Source organism: Streptomyces monomycini, from assembly GCF_022271435.1.
GTDB classification, from domain to species: domain Bacteria; phylum Actinomycetota; class Actinomycetes; order Streptomycetales; family Streptomycetaceae; genus Streptomyces; species Streptomyces monomycini.
In genome coordinates this window covers 23,282-44,373 of sequence record NZ_JAFIQY010000058.1, presented here as the reverse complement: position 1 = coordinate 44,373, position 21,092 = coordinate 23,282, and the positions used below count along the sequence as shown (strand labels likewise).

At 72.2% G+C, this 21,092-nt stretch carries 16 protein-coding genes; 5 read left to right on the top strand and 11 right to left on the bottom strand.

Annotated elements, in window-relative coordinates; all coding sequences use genetic code 11:
- Nucleotides 1-193: 193 nt before the first annotated feature.
- Entirely contained in the window at nt 194-3,145 is a 2,952-nt protein-coding gene (locus JXZ78_RS37430; RefSeq protein WP_030017900.1) for an FAD-binding and (Fe-S)-binding domain-containing protein, read from the bottom strand.
- 67 nt (nt 3,146-3,212) lie between these two features.
- Nucleotides 3,213-3,788, bottom strand: coding sequence for a MarR family transcriptional regulator (locus JXZ78_RS37425; RefSeq protein ID WP_078623968.1), 576 nt, complete (start codon nt 3,786-3,788; stop codon nt 3,213-3,215).
- Between the two features lie 94 nt (nt 3,789-3,882).
- On the opposite strand from JXZ78_RS37425, the gene JXZ78_RS37420 reads away from it, so the two are divergent.
- From JXZ78_RS37420 to JXZ78_RS37410, 3 genes are all read left to right on the top strand, one after another.
- Nucleotides 3,883-5,739, top strand: coding sequence for an ABC transporter ATP-binding protein (locus JXZ78_RS37420; protein ID WP_030017903.1), 1,857 nt, complete (start codon nt 3,883-3,885; stop codon nt 5,737-5,739).
- A 130-nt stretch (nt 5,740-5,869) separates the two neighbouring features.
- Nucleotides 5,870-6,229 (top strand): DoxX family protein, encoded by a 360-nt coding sequence (locus JXZ78_RS37415; RefSeq protein ID WP_030017904.1) that lies wholly within the window; start codon nt 5,870-5,872, stop codon nt 6,227-6,229.
- A 44-nt stretch (nt 6,230-6,273) separates the two neighbouring features.
- Nucleotides 6,274-6,696 (top strand): ASCH domain-containing protein, encoded by a 423-nt coding sequence (locus tag JXZ78_RS37410; protein WP_030017906.1) that lies wholly within the window; start codon nt 6,274-6,276, stop codon nt 6,694-6,696.
- Between the two features lie 27 nt (nt 6,697-6,723).
- On the opposite strand, the gene JXZ78_RS37405 is transcribed toward JXZ78_RS37410, so the two are convergent.
- Nucleotides 6,724-7,899: an SGNH/GDSL hydrolase family protein gene (locus JXZ78_RS37405; RefSeq protein ID WP_033037093.1), complete on the bottom strand. Its 1,176-nt coding sequence runs from the start codon at nt 7,897-7,899 to the stop codon at nt 6,724-6,726.
- Between the two features lie 302 nt (nt 7,900-8,201).
- On the opposite strand from JXZ78_RS37405, the gene JXZ78_RS37400 reads away from it, so the two are divergent.
- Nucleotides 8,202-9,191 carry a hypothetical protein gene (locus tag JXZ78_RS37400; protein ID WP_063726020.1) on the top strand — a complete coding sequence of 330 codons (990 nt, stop codon included), beginning with the start codon at nt 8,202-8,204 and terminating at the stop codon, nt 9,189-9,191.
- A gap of 66 nt (nt 9,192-9,257) precedes the next feature.
- Here the strand turns inward: JXZ78_RS37400 and lacZ are convergent, their stop codons facing one another.
- From lacZ to JXZ78_RS37380, 4 genes are all read right to left on the bottom strand, one after another.
- Entirely contained in the window at nt 9,258-12,443 is a 3,186-nt protein-coding gene (lacZ, locus tag JXZ78_RS37395; RefSeq protein WP_030017910.1) for a beta-galactosidase, LacZ type, read from the bottom strand.
- A 110-nt stretch (nt 12,444-12,553) separates the two neighbouring features.
- Complete coding sequence (locus JXZ78_RS37390) at nt 12,554-13,201, bottom strand: LutC/YkgG family protein (RefSeq protein ID WP_030017911.1); 648 nt, start codon at nt 13,199-13,201, stop codon at nt 12,554-12,556.
- On the bottom strand, nt 13,198-14,673 hold the full coding sequence (locus JXZ78_RS37385) for a lactate utilization protein B (protein WP_030017912.1): 1,476 nt from the start codon (nt 14,671-14,673) through the stop codon (nt 13,198-13,200). The genes JXZ78_RS37390 and JXZ78_RS37385 overlap by 4 nt, the downstream gene beginning before the upstream one ends.
- Entirely contained in the window at nt 14,670-15,476 is an 807-nt protein-coding gene (locus tag JXZ78_RS37380) for a (Fe-S)-binding protein (RefSeq protein ID WP_050502062.1), read from the bottom strand. The genes JXZ78_RS37385 and JXZ78_RS37380 overlap by 4 nt, the downstream gene beginning before the upstream one ends.
- A 123-nt stretch (nt 15,477-15,599) precedes the next feature.
- Between JXZ78_RS37380 and JXZ78_RS37375 the strand changes: the two genes are divergently transcribed.
- Nucleotides 15,600-16,916, top strand: coding sequence for an MFS transporter (locus JXZ78_RS37375; RefSeq protein WP_030017915.1), 1,317 nt, complete (start codon nt 15,600-15,602; stop codon nt 16,914-16,916).
- A 91-nt stretch (nt 16,917-17,007) separates the two neighbouring features.
- On the opposite strand, the gene JXZ78_RS37370 is transcribed toward JXZ78_RS37375, so the two are convergent.
- The 4 genes from JXZ78_RS37370 to JXZ78_RS37355 form a co-directional block, all read right to left on the bottom strand.
- On the bottom strand, nt 17,008-18,051 hold the full coding sequence (locus JXZ78_RS37370) for a methyltransferase (protein ID WP_078623969.1): 1,044 nt from the start codon (nt 18,049-18,051) through the stop codon (nt 17,008-17,010).
- Between the two features lie 257 nt (nt 18,052-18,308).
- Nucleotides 18,309-18,773, bottom strand: a complete 465-nt coding sequence (locus JXZ78_RS37365; protein ID WP_238783643.1) for a hypothetical protein — start codon at nt 18,771-18,773, stop codon at nt 18,309-18,311.
- Nucleotides 18,774-18,790: 17 nt separating this feature from the next.
- Nucleotides 18,791-20,233 carry a DUF1996 domain-containing protein gene (locus JXZ78_RS37360; protein ID WP_030019078.1) on the bottom strand — a complete coding sequence of 481 codons (1,443 nt, stop codon included), beginning with the start codon at nt 20,231-20,233 and terminating at the stop codon, nt 18,791-18,793.
- 14 nt (nt 20,234-20,247) lie between these two features.
- The gene (locus JXZ78_RS37355; protein WP_050502269.1) at nt 20,248-20,964 is read right to left on the bottom strand and encodes a DUF4142 domain-containing protein; all 717 of its coding nucleotides are present in this window, start codon (nt 20,962-20,964) and stop codon (nt 20,248-20,250) included.
- Nucleotides 20,965-21,092 lie beyond the last annotated feature (128 nt).

The following is a 21,092-nucleotide window of genomic DNA, read 5'->3' as shown; positions in this document are numbered from 1 at the left end:
CTCCGGGCCGCGTCCCCACCACGGCCACGCCGGCCGGCCGCATCCCTCCGGCCTGCGCCGCCCCCCCGCTCACACCCCCACCTCTCCGCCCCGTGTCGCCCCCCGCTCACACCCACGCCCCCGCCCCTACCTTCTTCCGCCCCTGGCCCGGCCCCCCCCTCCCGCCCCCGGCCCGACCCCTCCCGCCCCTACATCACCCCCGCGTAACCCACTCCAGAGCAAGCAGCGCCGAGTAGTACCCCCGGCCGCCCGTAGCGTGATCCATCCCCACCTCGCACATCCGGTTCGCCGACAGGTGCGCGTCGAAGTGCCGGGACGTCACCTCCGCCGCCTCCTTGGCGGTCGCCGCCTCCGTCAGCTCCTTGTGGAGCATGCCGCGGTCGCCCGCGAACGCGCAGCAGCCCGCGTCGTCCGGGACGACCACCTCCGTCGCACACGCCTCGGCGACCGCGCGCAGCTGTGCCTCGTCGCCCAGGTGCCGCATGGAGCACGTCGGGTGGAGCACGGCGGAGCCGACCGTCCGCAGCACCTCCAGGTGCGGCAGCAACTCCTCCGCCGCCCACACCACCGAGTCCACGACGGTCAGTTCGGCGTGCAGTTCCCGGTTGTCCGGGGTGAGGTACGGGACGACCTCGTGCGCGATGCCCAGCGTGCACGAGGACGCGTCCACGACCAGCGGCAGCCGTCCGCCCGCCGTCCAGCCCCACGCGGCCTCGACGATGCGGTTGGCCATCACCGCGTTCCCCTCGTCGTAGCCCTTGGAGTGCCAGATGGTGGCGCAGCAGGTGCCGGTCACGTCGTCGGGAATCCACACCGGCCTGCCCGCACGCGCGGACATCGCCACGACGGCCTCGGGCAGCGACGGGCCGTCGAAGCCGTCCGGTTCGCCGAAGATACGGTTCACGCAGGCCGGGTAGTAGACCGCGGCGGCGCCCACGCGCCGGGTCGCGGGCAGCCGGCGGGCCGCCGCGCCGGGGAGCTGCGGCAGCCACTCCGGTACGAGGTCGGGGCGTACGGCCTTGCGTGCCGCGCCGGTCAGGGACTGCAACAGCCGGTCGGCGCGCCCGTCCCCGATCCGGTCGCCGATCTTCGCGGCGGCGGCCACCGCCAGCCGTGCCGACCGTTCGACCGTCTTGAAGTGCCGGGCGGTCAGGGCCGCGGCGCGTTCCTCCCTGGGGGAGTGGCGCCGGTGCCGGAACTGCTTCATCATCGCGCCGGTGTCGATACCGACCGGGCAGGCCAGCTTGCAGGTGGAGTCGCCCGCGCAGGTGTCCACCGCGTCGTACCCGTAGGAGTCCAGCAGCGCGCCGGTGATCGGTGAGACCGGGGTCTGGCGCATCATCTCGCGGCGCAGCACGATGCGCTGGCGCGGCGTCGTGGTGAGGTCCTGGCTGGGGCAGGTCGGTTCGCAGAAGCCGCATTCGATGCAGGGGTCGGCGACCGCCTCGACCTGCGGAATGGTCTTCAGGCCGCGCAGATGCGCCTTCGGGTCGCGGTCGAGCAGGACGCGCGGGGCCAGGATGCCGTGCGGGTCCACGGTCTGCTTGACGCGCCACATCAACTCCGTCGCGCGCGGGCCCCATTCGAGCTCCAGGAACGGGGCGATGTTGCGGCCGGTGGCGTGCTCGGCCTTCAGGGAGCCGTCGAAGCGCTCGACGGCCAGCGTGCAGAACTCGTCCATGAAGGCGGCGTAGCGCTCCACGTCCGCGGGCCGGGCGGCGTCGAAGGCGAGCAGGAAGTGCAGGTTGCCGTGGGCGGCGTGGCCTGCCACCGCCGCGTCGAAGCCGTGCCGGGCCTGGAGTTCGAGCAGCGCGGTGCAGGCTTCGGCGAGCCGGGACGGCGGTACGGCGAAGTCCTCGGTGATCAGCGTCGTACCGGACGGACGGGAGCCGCCGACCGCGGTGACGAAGGCCTTGCGGGCCTTCCAGTATCCGGCGACGACCCCGGCGTCGCGGGTGAATTCATTGGTGACGGACGCGACGGGCGCGACCAGCTCCAGTCCCGCCAGCACCTCGCGCGCGGCCTCCTCCTGCGCCTCCCGCGCCGCTTCGTCGGGCGCACGGAACTCGACCAGCAGCGCGGTGGTCGTCTTCGGCAGCTCCGCCCAGTCGGCCGGTACGCCGGACACGCTCACCGAGGCGCGCAGCGTGTTGCCGTCCATCAGCTCGACGGCGATCGCGCCCGCCTCGTTGAACAGCGGCACGGCGGCGGCCGCGGCGCTCAGGGTCGGGAAGAACAGCAGGGCGGTGGAGGTGTACCGGTCCAGGGGCAGCGTCTCGAAGACGGTCTCGGCGATGAAACCGAGGGTGCCCTCGGAGCCGACCGTCAGTCCGCGCAGGATCTCGACGGGGGTGGCGCCGTCCAGGAAGGCGTCCAGGCGGTAGCCGTTGGTGTTCTTGATCTCGTACTTGGCGCGGATCCGGGCCACCAGCTCCGGGTCCGCCTCGATCTCCGCCTTCAGCGCCAGCAGTCCCTCGCACAGGGCGGGCTCGGCGTGCGCCAGCTCCTCGTCGGCCGCCGGGTCGCCGGTGTCCACGATCGTGCCGGAGGGCAGGACGAGGGTGACCGAGGCGAGTGTCCGGTAGGAGTTGCGGGTGGTGCCCGCCGTCATGCCGGACGCGTTGTTGGCGACCACGCCGCCGAGCGTGCAGGCGATGGCGCTGGCGGGGTCCGGGCCGAGCAGGCGGCCGTACCGGGCGAGCGCGGCGTTGGCCCGTACGACCGTGGTGCCGGGCCGGATACGGGCCCGGGCACCGTCGTCCAGCACCTCGACGCCCGCCCAGTGCCGGCGTACGTCGACGAGGATGTCCTCGCCCTGCGCCTGCCCGTTGAGCGAGGTGCCGGCGGCACGGAACACGACGTCGCGGCCCTTGCCGTGCGCGTAGGAGAACACCGCGGAGATGTCGTCGACGTCCTCGGCCAGAACGACGACCTGCGGGACGAACCGGTAGGGGCTCGCGTCGGAGGCGTACCGCACCAGGTCGGAGATCGTGTGCAGCACCTTGTCCGGGCCGAGCAGCGCCGTCAGCTCGTCGCGCAGCCGCTCCGGTGTGCCGGACGCCTGCCGGTCGGGCACCCGGTCGGGGTACGGGCCTTCGGTGGTGGCCGGCCGCAGGGTCCCGGGCTTCGGTTCCAGCAGGGGCATGACGACTCTCCTCCGGTCTGGTTCCGGCGGCGCTCCGGCGTCCGGCGCGACCGCCCGGCCCAGTGTTTCAGCAGCGTGCGGCCGGAACGTCCACCAGGGTGGACAGCAGGCCGCCGAGCACCTCCCGCTGTTCCGCGGTCAGTGGCGCCAGGATGTCGCGCGCGGCGTCCCGGCGCGCGTCGCGCAACGCGTGCAGCGTCGAACGGCCGGTTTCGGTCAGCTCGATCCGTATCACGCGGCGGTTGGCGGGGTCCGGTACCCGGCGGACCGCGTCCTTCGCCTCCAGGGCGTCGACCAGCGTCGTCACGGCCCGCGGTACGACCTCCAGGCGCGCGGCCAGGTCGGCCATCCGGGGCGGTGTCCCGTCACGGTAGTGGTCCACGATGCGCAGCAGCCGGGTCTGCGCGGGGGTCAGCGCGATGTCGAGCGTCGCCATGTGCCGCTTCTGCGCGCGGTGCATCCGGCGGGTGAGCCGTACGAGCTGCTCCGCCAGGTCGGGGTCGGCGAGGGCTGGGCCGGGGTCGGCGGGACCGGTGGGACCGGAATCGGGATCGGGATCGGCGAGGCCGGGACCGGGAGCGGGACCGGAAGCGGGATCGGTGGTGGCCGGATCGGTGGTGCCCGGATCGGGGGAGGAGGACATGGCCGGAGGATATCAGGACCATGCTCATTGTGAGTATAGGTAACCATTGGTTATGCTCGGCGGGACCCGCATCCGTACCCCTACGAAGGAGCCCATGCGCCCCGACGGACCCGAGTGGACCCCGCCGCCCAGAGACCCGGCCCAGCCGGCCCAGGTGCGGCGCATCCTCGCCCTCTTCCGCCCCTACCGCGGCCGGCTGGCCACGGTGGGCCTGCTGGTGGCCGCCTCCTCCCTGGTCTCGGTCGCCTCCCCCTTCCTGCTCCGCGCCGTCCTGGACGTGGCGATCCCCCAGGGCCGCACCGGCCTGCTGACCCTGCTCGCCGCCGGCATGATCGTCACCGCTGTACTGACCAGCGTCTTCGGCGTCCTGCAGACCCTGATCTCGACCACCGTCGGCCAGCGCGTCATGCACGACCTGCGCACCGCGGTCTACGCCAAGCTCCAGCGGATGCCGCTGGCGTTCTTCACCCGCACCCGCACCGGCGAGGTGCAGTCCCGCATCGCCAACGACATCGGCGGCATGCAGGCCACCGTCACCTCCACCGCGACCTCCCTGGTCTCCAACCTCACGTCCGTCGTCGCCACCGTCGTCGCCATGCTCGCCCTCGACTGGCGGCTGACCCTGGTCTCCCTGCTGCTGCTCCCGCTCTTCGTCTGGATCAGCCGCCGGGTCGGCAACGAACGCAAGCGGATCACCACCGCCCGGCAGAAGCAGATGGCCGCGATGTCCGCGATGGTCACCGAGTCGCTGTCGGTCAGCGGCATCCTGCTCGGCCGCACCATGGGCCGCGCCGACTCCCTCACGGCGAACTTCGCCACCGAGTCCGAGCGGCTGGTCGGCCTGGAGGTCCGCGCCAACATGGCCGGGCGCTGGCGGATGGCCACCATCGGCATCGTCATGGCCGCCATGCCCGCCGTCATCTACTGGTCGGCCGGACTCGTCCTCCAGCTCGGCGGCCCGGCCTTCTCCATCGGCACCCTCGTCGCCTTCGTCACCCTCCAGCAGGGCCTGCTGCGCCCCACCGTCTCGCTGCTGTCCACCGGCGTGCAGATGCAGACCTCGGTCGCGCTCTTCCAGCGCATCTTCGAATACCTCGACCTGCCGGTGACCATCACCGAACCGGCGCACCCGGTACGCCTGGCCGAACCGCGCGGCGAGGTCCGCTTCGAACACGTCACGTTCGCGTACGACGACCCGGAGCGCGCGGACGGCGCCGCGCCCGCCCCGGCGACCCTGTGCGACATCGACCTGGACGTCCCGGCCGGCAGCAGCCTGGCCGTCGTCGGGCCGACCGGCAGCGGCAAGAGCACCCTGAGCTACCTGGTGCCGCGGCTGTACGACGTGACGGACGGCCGGGTCACCCTGGACGGTACCGACGTCCGCGACCTGGACTTCGACTCCCTCGCCCGCGCCGTCGGCGTGGTCTCCCAGGAGACGTACCTCTTCCACGCCTCCGTCGCCGACAACCTCCGCTTCGCCAAGCCGGACGCCACCGACGAGGAGATCGAACGCGCCGCCCGCGCGGCCCAGATACACGACCACATCGCGGGCCTCCCGGACGGCTACGACACCCTCGTGGGCGAACGCGGCCACCGCTTCTCCGGCGGCGAGAAGCAGCGCCTGGCCATCGCCCGGACGATCCTGCGCGACCCGCCCGTCCTCGTCCTCGACGAGGCCACCAGCGCGCTGGACACCCGGACCGAACACGCGGTGCAGCAGGCCATCGACGCCCTCTCCAAGGGCCGTACGACGATCACCATCGCGCACCGCCTGTCCACCGTCCGCGACGCCGACCAGATCGTCGTCCTCGACGCGGGCCGGATCGCCGAACGCGGCACCCACGGCGAACTCCTCGCCGCCGACGGCCGTTACGCGGCCCTGGTCAAGCGTGACGCACACCTCGCCCCCAACGGTGATCGCCCCCTGTCCGCCGACCTGACCCACGGGTAAGGTCGGCCCCGACCGCACCGGACCGACCTCAGGAGCGCCCGTGGCAGCCACCGACCGCACCGCAGACCGTTCCGCAGACCGTTCCGCAGACCGATCCGCCGGCCGTTCCACAGGCCGATCCGCCCTGACGATGGCCCGGATGCTCGGTGGCATGGGGGCGCTCCACTTCCTCGCCCCCAAGCCGTTCGACGCGATCGTGCCCCGCGCCCTGCCGGGCTCCCCGCGCACCTGGACCTACGTCAGCGGCGCCGCGGAACTCGCCGTGGCCGCCGCGGTCGCCCTGCCGCGCACCCGCCGGGCCGGCGCGCTGGCCGCCGCCGGTCTGTTCGCCGCCGTCTTCCCCGCCAACATCAAGATGGCCCGCGACTGGCGCCACCGCCCGGCGCCCCTCAAGGCCGTCGCCTACGGCCGCCTTCCGCTGCAACTGCCCATGGTGGCCTGGGCCCTGCACACGGCACGAGCCGCCGGCCACCAGGACGCCCGCCCCTGAAATGCAGGGGCGGGCCGCACCGCCCTCCCCCTAGGGTGAGCCGCATGCCTGCCCACGAAGCCCTGCCGCCCCTCGAATTCGCCTTCCCCGGCCCCCTGCGCGACCGCCTCGTCGCCGCCGTCCTCTCCGGTGCCAAGACCACCACGTCGGGCCTGCTGGCGGACTACGAGCGCGAAAACGACCCACTGCCGCGCGCCGGCGACCGCTACCAGGTCCCCGACTCCGACGGCCGCCCCGTAGCCGTCATCGAGGTGACGGAAGTACGGGTACTGCGCCTGGCCGACGTGGACCTGCGACACGCCGTGGACGAGGGCGAGGGCAACGAGACGGTGGCCGACTGGCGAGCCGACCACGAAAGCTTCTGGCACAGCCCCGAAATGCGCGAGGCCCTCGGCGACCCGGAGTTCCATGTCGACGACGACACCCAGGTGGTGGCCGAGCGGTTTCGGGTCGTCGAGCGCCTGTAGGGGCGGGGCGGAGACGCTGCGGCGGGCTCAGAGCCACGCCGCATCAACCACCTCCGCCATCGCCCGATACCCGGCATCCCCAGGATGCTTGCGATCGCCGCTGTCGTAAGCGGGCAGCAGTGCCAGCGGATTCGACGGGTCCGCCAACGCCGTCGCGAAGTCGGCGACCGCGTCGAAGGCGCCGGAAGCGCGGATCCAGGTGTTGATCTGCCGGCGCTTGGCCTCGGCGTGCGGTGTGTGGTACTCGGAGCCCTGGAACGGGGTGATCGTTCCGCCGATGACGCGGACCCCGGCCGCGTGGGCCGCCGCGATCAGGTCGCGGTAGCCCTCGATGAGCTGTGCGGCGGACAGGTCCGGGTTCGGGCGGTACGTCGGGAAATCCGTCTCGTCCACCTCGCTGAATCCGATGTCGTTCAGGCTGGCGAGGACGATCACCGTCCGTACCCCTGGCTTGTCCAGGACGTCCCGCCGGAAGCGTGCGCCGGCCCGTTCGCCGAACCAGGGCGCGTCGTTGAGCAGCAGGTTTCCGCCGATGCCGGCGTTGAGCACCGGGCGGCCCAGGCCCGCGGCGGCCAGCCGTTCGGCGAGGGCGTCCGGGTAGCGGTGGTCGGCGTCGGTGGTGGAGGCGAAGCCGTCGGTGAGCGAGTCGCCGAACGTCACCACGGTGTCCCGCCGGGCCGGGCCGCCCGCCAATTCGACGTCGGCGAGGACGTACCAGGACACCGAGGTCTCGGTGAAGACGGCCGGGTCGGCGGCGGTCAGCTGGTCGCCCTCGGCGCGGTAGGCGGTGGTGAACGCCTGGGCGTGGAAGGTGGTGGGGCCGGTCGGGCGAGGGAAGTACAGGCTCACCGTGAGCTGGCCGAAGGGGGCCACGGGGAGTGCGGCCGCGTCGCTCCAGACCTCGCCGCCCGCCGGGATGCGGACCGATCCGGTGCCCGAGAAGGTCAGCCGGCGTGCCGTGTCGGTCCGGACGGCCGCGCCCTGGGCCGTACGGGCGAGGGTGGCGCCGCCGACCTCCAGGGGAGCGCTGCCGAAGCGGTTGGAGAGGCGGACGCGGGCCGCTGTGCCGGAGCCGGTGACCCGGACGACCTGACGTACCGTCTGGTCCGCGAAGCCCTCCTCGGACCAGTTCTTGTCGAAGCCGGTGCTGGGGCGCTGTACGGAGGTGGTCCAGCCGGCGTTCCACACGGTGGTGTCGCTCATGGTGCTCACTCGCTCTTCCGTCGTCGTTGCGGTGATCACGAGTCTGGCGAGCGGGCGGTGGGACACCCAGACCTCTGCGCTGCGTACGCATCCGGTGCCTACCAGCGGGAGGGACACCCTGCGGGGGCGGCCGTCCCGCCCGGCGGTCGAAGGTGGCGCAATCTTGATCGTGAGGCGTCAGGAAGCGTGCCGAGTGGAGTTTCACCCGATCACACCCGGCAAGGCGAACGGCACACACCCCACGGGACATCACCCTGATTCCCCGAAACCCCGACGGACACGAACGCACACAAGGAGGCGACGTGCTCGACAGCACAGCCGAGCCGGGCCGCCGGAGCGCCCTGGCCGTCACCGCCGCGGCGGGCCTCAGCCTTCTCACGGCCTGCGCCGGTACGGCGGACAGCGACGCGTCACCACGCGGCGCGCCACCGCCCCGGGCCTCGGGCACCCCCGGCAGCCGGACGAGCAGCCCCACACCCAAGCCGGCCAGGAAGCGGCCCCAGCTGCCGCGCGGCGGCCGCGAACTGTTCCCCCGTCACCGGCTCGCCGGTTACTGCGGCCTGCCCGGGGCCGCCGCCCTCGGCCGCCTCGGCACCGGTGACCTGGACCAGCGCGCCCGCGAGATCGAGAAGCTCGCGCAGACCTACGCCACCGACCGCGAACCACTGCCCGTCCTGGAACTCCTCGCCGTGGTCGCCAACTCCAGCGCCGGCCCGGACGGCACCTACCGCACCCGCACCTCCGCCGGCACCGTCCGCCGCTTCCACGAAGCGGCCCGCGAGCACCGTGCGCTGCTGCTCCTGAACATCCAGCCGGGCCGCGCCTCGGCGCTCGGCGAGGTCAAGGCGCTGCGCGAGTGGCTGGTGCACCCGGACGTGGGGGTCGCGCTGGACCCCGAGTGGGAGATGGGCCCGGGCGAGAAACCGGGCGACTCCTACGGGAGCACCGACGGCGGCGAACTCACCGAGATCGCCCGCTACCTCTCCGGCCTGGTCCGCGAGCACGACCTGCCGGAGAAGGCGTTCGTCTTCCACCAGGTGGCGACCTCGGTGGTCGAGGAGCAGCACGCGTTCCGGCCGCAGCCCGGCGTCGCCGCCATCAAGTGCGCCGACGGCATCGGCTCGCCGGGACTGAAGCGCGGCACCTGGAACGACCTGGTCAGAAACCTGCCCCGCGGGATGCACACCGGCTTCAAGCTCTTCTACGACGAGGACACCGAAGGCAGCCGCCTGATGACCCACAAGGAGGTCCTGGCGCTGCGCCCGCAGCCCGAGTACGTCATGTACGAGTGACGGCGCGCCGGCCCGCGTGCCCGTGCCCCCGCTCCGCGACCGACACCCGGAGCGGGGGCACCGGCTTCACGCAGGCCGCAGCCGGTACGCGTAGCTGTAGGGCCGGTCGGCGTGCAGCAGGTACGTGTCCAGCGGCGGCGCGCCCCACGAATCGTTTCCGCCGACACCCGTCTGCCGGTGGTTGACGCCGAGGACCGTCTCGGGGCGCCGCTTCAGCTCGTACGGATGCTCGTGTCGCTCGCTCTCCAGGTCGGAGGGCGCGTGGTGCAGGGCGCTCAGTTCCAGCAGCGGCGCGCCGTCGCCGGGTTCCGCGCGTACGGTGAGCCCCGTGCCGTCGCGGCCGGTGAGCGAGGCGCTGCGGACGTCGGTCACGTTGCCGGTCTGCTGCGGCCGGACGTAGTTGCCGAGCTGGGCGTCGACACTGCTGCGGTACCGGCCGACGAAGGCCGCCGTGCGCCGGTCCCAGTAGTTCTCGTGCGGCCCGCGCCCGTACCAGCTGAAGGTCTCCAGCCCGGCCGGTACGGTCAGCAGCGCGCCCACCACGGGCAGGTCGGGCAGCCCGGCGCCGGGCGTCAGGGTGTGCCGGACGCGCACCTCGCCGTCGCCGCGCACGGTGAAGACGGTGTCCCACCGCGAGGCGGCAGGGGAGGTCGGCAGGGTGGCCGAGACGTCGATGGTCACTTCGGAGGCGGACGGCTGGGCAGGCTTCACCCGCGTCACCGTGCGCTTGGCGCCCGCCTCGCGCCAGGTGCGCAGCGTGTTCTGCGCGCCCCGGCCGATGTCGTTGTCCGTGGGGCCGCGCCAGAAGTTGGGCACCGGACCGGCGGTCAGCAGGGCCTGTCCGCGGTGCCGGTAGGCCGACAGGGTGCCGCTCGCCTTGTCGAGGACGAGTTCGAGGTCGCGCCCGCTCACGGTGACGGCGCGGTCCGACTCGGTGAGGCGCAGGGGCGGCAGCCCGGAGGGGGAGGGCTCGGCGGGCGCGGGGGTGTGCCAGGGCAGCGCGAGTTGTTCGGCGGCGACGCTGTGGCCCGCGTCGGCCCAGGTGGTGGCGTGCCGTAGCACGAAGGAGAGATTCAGCCAGTACTCGGCGCCGGGGGCGGGCCGTTCGGGTCGGCTGAACGGAATGCGTACGGTCGTGTCCCGGCCCGGTGCGGCCTCCGGCGCGGGAAGGGTGCCGTGCTGGACGCGTTCGCCGTCCCGGGTGACTTCCCAGCGCAGCTCGTAGGCGTCCAGGCCGAGGAACAGCTGCCGGTTGGTGATCCGTACGGTGCCTGTGGCGAGGTCGGCGGCGGTCATCCGGACGGCTTGGTAGACCTTCTTGACCTCGTGGATGGCGGGGTGCGGCGCGCGGTCGGCGGCGACGATGCCGTTGCAGCTGAAGTTCCAGTCGGTGGGGTAGCCGGGGTGCCAGTCGCCGCCGTAGGACAGGTACGTGCGCTTCGGGTCGCCGGGGACGGGCAGGCGGATGGCCTGGTCGACGAAGTCCCAGATGAAGCCGCCGTGCAGGTTGGGGTAGCGCTCGAAGACGTCCCAATACTCCTGGAAGTTGCCGGTGCTGTTGCCCATGGAGTGCGCGTACTCGCACAGGATGAAGGGTTTCGGGTTGCCGGATCTGCCGTACTCCTCGACCTCGTCGGGCTTGCTGTACATGCGGCTCTCGATGTCGGCGACCGCGTTCATGCCCTCGTAGTGCACGGGCCGGGACGGGTCGCGGCGGCGCGTCCAGTCGGCCATCGTCGCGAAGTTGAGCCCCTGGCCCGCCTCGTTGCCCAGCGACCACACGACGACGCACGGGTGGTTCTTGTCCCGCTCGACCATCGACCGCATCCGGTCGAGACATGCCTGCGTCCACGCCGGGAGGCTGCCGGGCAGCCAGTCGCGGACCCCGTGCGACTCCAGGTTGGCCTCGCCGATCACGTACAGGCCGTACTCGTCGCACAGCTCCAGCCAGCGCGGATCGGCCGGGTAGTGGGAGGTGCGGACGGCGTTGATGTTGTGCTGCTTCATGATGCGGATGTCCTGGAGCATCCGCTCCTCGGGGACGGCCTGCCCGTGGTCGGGGTCGGTCTCGTGCCGGTTGACGCCGCGGAAGACGACAGGCTGACCGTTGACGGTGAGCTTGCCCGGCCCGTACGCGACGGAGCGGAAGCCGACCCGGGTGCTCTGCACGTCGACGGTGCGGCCCGCCGGATCGGTGAGGGTCAGCACGAGCGTGTAGAGGTGCGGGGCTTCGGCGGACCACAGGTCGGGGGCGCGGACGGTGGTCTTCGGGGTGACCGTGGCGTCCTGCCCGCCGGTGAAACGGACCGGCGCGGTCAGCGGACTCGGCAGCGCCGGCCGCCCGTGCCCGTCGTACAGCTCTGCTCTGAGCCGGTGTTCGCCCGCCGCTGCCGCGCCCCGGTCGCGTACCGTCGCGGCCACGGTCAGTTCGGCGTCGCGGTGGGCGGCGTCCAGGGTGGTGTGCACGTGCAGGTCCTGAAGGTGCACGGGTGCGAGGGAGTACAGGTACACGTCGCGGAAGATCCCGGACAGGTCGATCATGTCCTGGTCCTCCAGCCAGCTGCCGTCGGACCACCGGTAGACCTCCACGGCCAGCACGTTCGTGCCGGGACGCAGCCGTTCGGTGATGTCGAACTCGGCCGGTGTGTAGCTGTCCTCGCTGTAGCCGATCCGCTCGCCGTTGACCCACACGAAGAACGCCGACTTCACGCCCTGGAAGGAGATCAGGGTGCGGCGGCCGTCCCAGGCGCCGGGCACGGTGAAGGTGCGCCGGTAGGAGCCGACGGGGTTGAAACCGTGCGGGACGTGCGGCGGCTGCGGGTCCTCGTAGCCGATCCACGGGTACTTGACGTTGAGGTAGATCGGTTCGGGGTAGCCCTCGATCTCCCAGTTGGAGGGCACGGTGATGCGGTCCCAGCCGCTGTCGTCGTACCGCGGCGCGAAGAAGTCGCGGGGGCGCTCGTCGGGGTTCTTCGACCAGCGGAAGCGCCAGCTGCCGTTGAGTGAGCGGTAGTACGGGGAGGTGCGGTACGTCCCGGTACGTGCCGCCCGGACGTCCCCGTACGGGACGAGGCGGGCGCGGGCCGGTTCGCGGTTGACCTGGAAGGTCTCCGGGGCGGCGTCCCACTCGGCGGGGACGGATGTTCCGGCCGTGGCGGCGAAGGAGCGTTTCTGCGCGGCGAACGCGGCCCATCCGGCCAGCGCGGCGCCGGTGGCGAGGAACGACCTGCGGTCGATGCGGCGTACGTTCATGAGAGGGCTCCGAACGTAAGGCAACAGGAAGCGTCAGGGTCGAACACTGGCGCCGAACATGACAAGGCATCCGCACGCCACTTCCCGCCGCCGGACCCCGGACGTGCCCCTCACCCCTCCGACAACAGCACGACCTCCAGCTTCCGCGGCCCGTGCACCCCTTCGACCCGGTCCAGTTCGATGTCGCTGGTCGCCGACGGGCCGGAGATCCACGTCAACGGGCGCGCCGGATCCAACCGTTCGAGTGCCTGCGGCACCGAGTCGACCACCTGGTCGGGTACCCGGACCACGCAGATGTGATGGTCCGGAATGAGCGAGATCCGGCGACGGCCCTGGTCGGGCGAGCCGTCCAGCACGATGGTGCCGGTCTCGGCGATCGCCACCGCGCAGCCGGTGACGACACTGCCCACCGAGTCGAGCTCGCGCGCGGTGCTCGCCGCCCGGTCATGGACACGGGTGGGACCGGCGGCGGCCGTCCAGCGCGGGTCCAGCCCGGGCGGCACGAGCACCGTCTGCGAGCCGTGCTGGGCAAGCAGGCGCTCGATCAGCAGGTGCACATCGCTCTCGGCACAGTGGTGCACCACCGCCCGGTACTCCGCGAGGTGCTCGGCCAGCAGCGCCACCCGCTCCTCCGGCGTACGGGAACCGTGGACGCGCAGGTAGTCGCGGGGGACCGGCGGGTCCTCGTACCCCTCACCGCGCGGTACGTCCGCCAGCGCCCGGCGCACCCGCGCCAGCACCACGTCCCGGCTGCTCATGTCGTCCGCTCCTCTCCACGCGTACGCCGCCACCAGTCCCGGAAGGACTCGGCCGGCACCGGCGGCAGATCCCGGGTGTCCGTCCAGGCGCGCCCCGGGCCCGGCAGCCGGCGCGGATGCAGCCGCCGGGTACGGGCCGCCAGCCGCTGCCCCGTACGCAGCACCCCGGGGTGGTCGAACGCGAAGCCCGCCGCACGCATCGCAGCCCGCTCAGCGGCGTGTCCCTTGGCCGGTTTGAGGACGGTCTTCACCCCGCGCCGCGTCACCCGCCCACCTTGCACCACCCGCTCCCGCAGATGCACCAGCACCTCCGGGATGTCGATGGCCACCGGACACACCTCGTAGCAGGCGCCGCACAGCGACGACGCGTACGGCAGCGAGGCGTCCAGCTCGCTCGCCGTACCGCGCAGCTGCGGGGTGAGGATCGCGCCGATCGGTCCCGGGTACGCCGAGCCGTACGCGTGCCCGCCGGCCCGCTCGTACACCGGGCACACGTTCAGACAGGCCGAGCAGCGGATGCAGCGCAGCGCCTGGCGGCCCACCGTGTCGGCGAGGGTGTCGGTGCGCCCGTTGTCGAGCAGCACGAGGTGGAAGGTGCGCGGCCCGTCGCCGTCCGTCGTGCCGGTCCACGTCGAGGTGTACGGGTTCATCCGCTCGGCGGTCGAGGAGCGCGGCAGCAACTGAAGGAAAATCTCCAGATCCTGCCAGGTCGGCACCACCTTCTCGATGCCGACGACCGAGATCAGCGTCTCCGGCAGCGTCAGGCACATCCGGCCGTTGCCCTCGGACTCCACGACCACCAGCGTCCCGGTGTCGGCCACCATGAAGTTGGCACCCGAGACGCCGACCTTCGCGGTCAGGAACTTCTCGCGCAGATGCAGCCGCGCCGCCTCCGCCAGCTCGGCCGGCGCGTCCGACAGGTTCTCCGGCGCCGGACGGCCCCAACGGGCCATCTGTTCCCGGAAGATGTCCCGGATCTCGCCCCGGTTGCGGTGGATCGCGGGCACCAGGATGTGCGACGGCAGATCGTCGCCGAGCTGCACGATCAGCTCCGCCAGATCCGTCTCGTAGGCGCTGATGCCCGCCTCGGCCAGCGCCCGGTTCAGCTCGGTCTCCTGTGTCGCCATCGACTTGACCTTGACGACCTCGCGCTCACCCGTCTCCCGCACCAGCCGGGCGACGAGGGCGTTGGCCTCGGCGGCGTCCGCCGCCCAGTGCACCTGCCCGCCGGCGGCCGTCACCGACTCCTCCAGCTGTTCCAGGTAGTGGTCGAGGTGGCGCAGCGTACGGTCCTTGACGGCGGCGCCCGCGGCCCGCAGCCGCGCCCAGTCGTCCAGCTCCGCCACCGCCCTGGCCCGCTTGTCGCGGATGGTGTGGGTGGCGTGGCGCAGATTGCCGCGCAGCCGGGCGTCCTGCGTGGAGGACGCGGCGGCCGCGGGGAACGCGGGCATGCCGAGATACGTACCGCTCACCGCCGGCTCCCTTCCGTGGCGCGGGCGCGGGCCGGTTCCCGCGCGTCTTCCCGCGCGTCGGCCTCCGTGGCGGCCAGGATCTCCGCGATGTGCACGGGCCGGGCCGCCGCGCCCTGCCGCCGGAGCGTGCCGCCGATGTGCATCAGGCAGGAGTTGTCGACCGTGCAGACCGCCTCCGCGCCCGTCTCCCGGACCGCCCGCGCCTTGTCGGCGCCCATCGCGGCCGACACCGCCGGATTCTTCACCGCGAAGGTGCCGCCGAAGCCGCAGCACTCCTCGGCACCCGGCAGTTCCCGCAGCTCCAGCCCCCGTACGTGCTCCAGCAGCCGGCGCGGCCGGTCGCCCAGGCCCAGCATCCGCAGGCCGTGGCAGGTGGGGTGGTAGGTGACGGTGTGCGGGTAGTACGCGCCCACGTCCGTCACCTTCAGCACGTCGACCAGGAACTCGGTCAGCTCGTACGTCTTGGGCACGGCGCTCGCCGCGGCCCGCGCCAGCTCCCGCCCGGCGCGCCCCTCGTCCCGGGCCCTCGCCGCGATCCGCGGATAGTTGTCCCGCACCATCGCCGCGCACGACCCGGAGGGCGTGATCACGTAGTCGTAGTCGGCGAAGGCGCGGTCGAAGCGGTGCACCAGCGGCTCCGTCAGATGCCGGTAACCGGTGTTGAACTGGGGCTGGCCGCAGCAACTCTGCTCCACCGGGAATCCCACCTCGACCCCGAGGCGTTCCAGCAGCGTGATCACTGCCCGGCCGGTGTCCGGGTAGAGCGTGTCGTTGATGCAGGTGACGAACAGTGCTACGCGCACGTTGCCATCTCCTTTCGGCTGCCGTCGACCGCTGGCGGCGGGCCGCCTCACCGGTACATGATCACCTGTCGGCTCATCCTGCCCCAGCGGCGGGCGAAGGAGAAGGACCCGGAGCGGAGGACCATGACACGTGCGGAGCAGGCCGAGGCCGGAACGGAGGAGGGGGCGCCGGACGGCGCGCCGCGGCAGGTGTCGCAGCTGCGGCAGCTGGCCGCGGCGTCGGTCGGCAACGCCGTGGAATGGTACGACTGGTACGCGTACTCCTTCCTGGCCGTCTACATCGCCGACCGGGTCTTCCCCCAGGGCACCGGCAACTCCCTGGTGCCGCTGCTGTCCACCTTCGCGGTGTTCGCGGTGGGCTTCTTCATGCGGCCGGTCGGCGGACTGCTGATGGGCGCGGTCGCCGACCGCCGGGGCCGCCGGGCCGCGCTGACCCTGACGATCCTGCTGATGGGCGGCGGCAGCCTGCTCGTCGCCGTCACCCCCACCTACGCGGCCACCGGCGTGCTCGCGCCGATCGTGCTGGTCGTCGCCCGGCTGGTGCAGGGGCTCTCGGTGGGCGGCGAGTTCGCCGCCTCCACGACCTTCCTCGTCGAGTCGGCCGGGCCCGGCCGGCGCGGGCTGTTCTCCAGCTTCCAGTACGTCTCCACCACCGCGGGCCAGCTGCTGGCGTCCGGCACCGCCGCACTGCTGGCGGGCGTACTGACCGACGGCCAGATGGGGCAGTGGGGCTGGCGGCTGGTGTTCCTGATCGGCGCGGTGTTCAGCCTGCTCGGTCTGTGGATCCGCAGCGGAGCGCGCGAGACGCGCAGCGAGGAGCAGCAGGCCGCCGCCCGCCCCGGCATCTTCGAGGCGCTGCGCCGCTACCCGCGCCAGTCCCTGCTGATCTGCGGCATCACCGCGGGCGGCACTCTCGCGTACTACACCTGGACCACCTACCTGCCCACGTACGCGCAGGTGAACGCCGGTTTCGACAAGAGCGAGGCGCTCACCGTCGGCACCCTGTCGCTGCTGTTCTTCGCCCTGCTCCAGCCGCTCGGCGGCCTGCTGTCGGACCGTATCGGCCGCAAGCCGCTGCTGCTCGGCTTCGCGCTGGGCTTCGCGGTGCTCGCCGTACCGCTGCTGCACCTGGTGACCGACGCGTTCTGGTCGCTGCTGCTCGTGCAGTGCGCGGGCATGGTGCTGCTGACCGGGTACACCGCGGTCGCCGCCGCCGTGAACGCCGAGGTCTTCCCGGCCCGGGTACGGGCCGCGGGCATCGGCTTTCCGTACTCGCTGACCGTGGCGCTCTTCGGCGGCACCGCGCCGTACGTGGGCACCTGGTTCAAGCAGGCCGGGAACGCGGACCTCTTCCCCTGGTACGTCTCCGCCCTCTGCCTGGTCTCCTTCGTCGTGTACCTGACCCTGCCGGAGACCGCCAAGCAGAAGCTGGACACCTGAGAGGGATGTGCGGGCGGGCCGTTCACGGTCCGCCCGCACACCGCGAACGGCCCGCACACCGCCGGGGGCCGGGTACGTCACCCCGGGAGCGTCACTTGCGGGCGACGATCGCCGCGTTGGCGCCGGGGGCCTCGAACGGCACCTTGCGGACCTCCGAGAACCCGGCGTCGGCCAGCCAGGAGCTGTATTCCGCCGCCGTGTAGTTACGCCCGCCCTCGGTCTCGACCAGCATGTTCAGGCTCATCAGGGCGGCCGGGGCGGGCCCGGTCAGGTCGTCGTCGACCATCAGCTCGCTGATCACCAGCGTGCCGCCGGGCGGCAGCGCCGCACAGCACTTGTCCAGCAGCATGCGGTTGGTGGCCTCGTCCCAGTCGTGCAGGATCATCGACAGCACGATGATGTCGTGCCCGCCGGGCAGGTCCGGCTCGGCGAGGAAGTCGCCGGGGTGGGTGCCGATCCGGTCGTCCAGCCCGGCGTCGGCGACGTTGCGTTCCGCGACCGGGCACACCTTCGGCAGGTCGTAGACCGTCGCCTTCAGCCCCGGGTGCCGTCGGCACAGCTCGATGGCGTACGCGCCGGAGCCGCCGCCCACGTCCAGCAGCCGCGCCCCGGCGGTGAGGTCCACCACCTCGCCGAGCCGCTGCGCGGTCCACGACGACAGCGCGTGCATCGCCTCCCAGAAGACGGCCAGCAGGCCCGGGTCCTCGGTGGCGAACAGATGCGGCTGCTGGTCGGGGTCCCAGGTGGTGGGCCGGTTGGTGCGCACGGCCTCGCCGAGCCGGCCCCAGCCGGGATACAGCCGCTGGTCCAGCATCCGCAGCCAGCCGCTGAAGTGGTACGGGCGGCCCGGCACCAGATAGGCGTCGGTCAGCGCCGAGTTGACGAAGCGGCCGTCCCCCCGGCGCTCCAGCAGGTCCAGCGCCGCGCAGCCGGTCAGCAGCATCCCCGCCGGCCGTACACCGATCTCCAGCTCCTCGGCGCACTCCTCGACCGTGCCGCCGCCCAGCCGGTCGAGCACCCCGAACAGACCCAGCTCGTCGGCGGTCGCCAGCGTCTTGAACGCCCAGAACCCGGTGGCTAACTGCATCAGCGGCAGCGGGGACGCAGTCGGCGCGACGGGGTGCGGGGATGCCATGGGATGCCTCCAGCAATCGATACGGGAGTGGTACGGGGACGTGCGGGGGATCGCACGGAAGTTCACGGACGCGAACATACGTCCGTGTCCGTGATCACTACCACCGCCGGGAGGCTGTCACACACGGAAAATGGGCACCGAAGGCGGTGCCCGGGAAGCGGAACGAACGGCGCCGTTCCGCCCTGGCGCGGGCGGGACGGCACCGTTCGTTGATGGGGGCGGGGCGGCTGGGGAGCGCTGGGCCGCGCCGCGGCGCGTCAGGGGGAGTGGCCGTGTCCGGCGCCCGACTCGACGGTGCCTCCCAGGCTGTCCCGCAGTGGCAGCAGCGCGTCACGGGAAGGGCCGGTGACAGACCAGCGGGTGCCGACGAGGTAGGTGCCCCCGTACGCCTGAGCCTCGGTGAGCCAGGCGCGCTTCTTGTCGTCGCTGCTGAAGGTCAGGATACGGAAGACACCGGCGCCGGTGGTGCAACCGCCTTCCCGCAGTTCCTGCGCGTCGAGGAAGATGTCGGCCCGACAGCCGAGAGCGGCGGCGATCCGTGCCATGGAGGCGGGCGGGCCGGCCGGGCCGGGGGAGGGGGTGGTGGGGTTGGTGGGCATGGCGTGCTGGGCGGGGCGGGGAGCCGGGGCGGGGGTGCCGTTCGCGAAGCCCGTCACGACGATCGCGCAGGCCAGGCCGCCCGCCGCCAGGAGGGGAAGGGCGGGCCCCGACGGTAATCTCATGGGGGGATCCGTTCTCTTCAGCGGCAGTCGCGGCCGGAATTGATGCAGTCCACGGCCGTACGCATCAGCCGCTGTGGCATCAGGTTGATGAAGTCGCCGTGATCCGTGACCGGGTTGTGCAGTTGGTCGGGGAAACTGTCCACCGCGTACAGCGTGTTGGGCGGAATGGCATAGGTCAGCCGCTGCACCAGTCGCGGAACGGCCCGGAATCCGTCACGGCACTGCCCGTTCCGGCCCGGGAAGACCAGGTGCGTACGGTGATTGGCGCTGTCGACGTTGCGCCCGTCCCAGCAGCTGGGAAACACGAGTGACCGTACGACGTCGCTGCCTCGCGGACAGATCGGGTACTTGTTCCTCAGCCGCCGGTCCTCGAAACCGGTGCAGCTCCACGAGGCGTTGGCGTTGGCCGGGCCGTTGGTCAGCGCTTTCGCGTCACCGGTGAGATTGCGCAGGAAAGGCGGCATGGCGGTGACCTTTTCCGCCCCGCTCCCGTCGAAGGTCAGTGAGACTTCCGCGGGTCGTACGATCGTGCCCACATTGCCGTCCTGACCCCCGCCGGGCGCGTCGGCGTCCTTTTCCCGTCCGTTGTCCCGCAGTCGCAGCACCGGCCAGTAATAGGTGGACCTGTCCCCGTTGCCGCACGTCGTGCCGGCCCCGGCCAGTTCGTTGTCGGAGGAGAACGCGTCCGTCGCGAGATTTCCGACGTAGTCGTGCAGGTGGTGGGCGCCGTTGCGCACCCCCGGCGCCACGATCAGGTTGTCGGGATTGTTGTGACCGTTCTCGTTGCGCCCGCATTCCGAGCGGAAGGAACCGCCCCGCCCGTCCCGGGACCCCCCGCCGCTGGTGTTCGGCCGTACGGTGGTGATGTCGACGAAATCGCTGCGGAACGGGCCGTTGTCCGCGCTGTTCCCATCCCGCGCGCCCCGGGGAGCGCTCTGTACGGTGGCGGTCTTCCCCGTCGTGCGGCACGCGCTCAGCCGGTCGAGCGCACCGGGCTGCTCGCCGGCCCGACGCAGAGCCTCCGTGATGCGTCCGATGGCGGCGCCGCGGTCCCGCTCCAGCTCGGTCAGCACCCGGTCCCGCGCGCCGGGGTCGGCCGACCAGCGCTGGAACGCCCTGGCGACCTGGCTCTCCAACTGCCCGAGATTCCGGTTCACCTCGGGCGCTGCCTGCACCGGAAGACTGCGCAGCCGCTGGCCCACGTCCGGGCAGCTGATCGTTTGCCCGGCCACCGAAGCCCTGTGTCCCGACCCGTCCGCTACCGGCCCACCTGTTCCCGGCCCGCCCGCTCCGGTGCCCGCCAGCGCCTGGGCGGCGATCACCGCCGTACCCCCGCAAGCCGCCAGCGCCGTGACGATCAGCGCTCCGCTCCGCTTCGACAGACGTGCTCTCTTGTGCTGACGTGTCGTCCTCCGGCGCGGACGCACCGCCCGCGCCGGTATCTTCTGCTGCCGTTTCATGACATCACTTCGCTTCACTTCGCGGGTGGCGGCGCCACCGTAGCCGTGCCGGGCCCGCCGGAGGCCGGCCCGCCGTCGAGTGCTCCGAAATCGACCAGTCCGGTCTGTTCCAGGGCCGTGATGTGATCGAGGACGACGGTATTGGCACGTGTGGCCAGGTCCCGGATCACCGCATTACGGGTGTTCGCCCGTACTTGGGCGACGAGGGAGAACACCTTTCCGTGCGCGCGACGCGCCAGATTCACGAATAGCCGCTCGTACGTATCGCCTTCGGCCGTGTCGAGTTGGGCGAGCCAGCCCTGCTGCTCCGGAGTCGGCTGCCCGGGGAGCGTGACGGCCAGCGCTCGGGCCGCGTCGGCGGCCCGCTGATTGAGATCGGTGTGCCCCTCCGCCAAATGCCGGCCGGCGTGCTGCACGGCCTGCCGCTTTCCGCGTTGCAGTGCCTGCCGGCCGGCGGGAAGTTCCCACAGCCCGGCCTGCCGTACCTTGGTGACGAATTCCCGGTCGAGCGGTGTCAAAGGGCCCGACGGTGTGTTCCACACCCCGAGCCCGTCGTTCCGCGCGGCGGGAACGGAATTGTCCGCGGCACTGCCGCTGCTCGCGAACAACTGCACCGGCAGCAGAATGGCCACGGCCGTCAGGGAAAGACCGGCGACGACCAGCCCGGTGCCCACCGAGAACCGCGACCGCGCACCGACGGTCACCGAACGCCGTCGTCCGACGCTTCGCAAGGTGCCCTCCTTCTCCGGGTGACGGGAAAGAGGACGCTAATGCGGAGCCGGGCCGCCACCGCCGTGTTGGCGCCAACCGGACAAAGAACCGCCACGGCGCCCCTCGCTTGCTACAGTGCCCGGCCGCG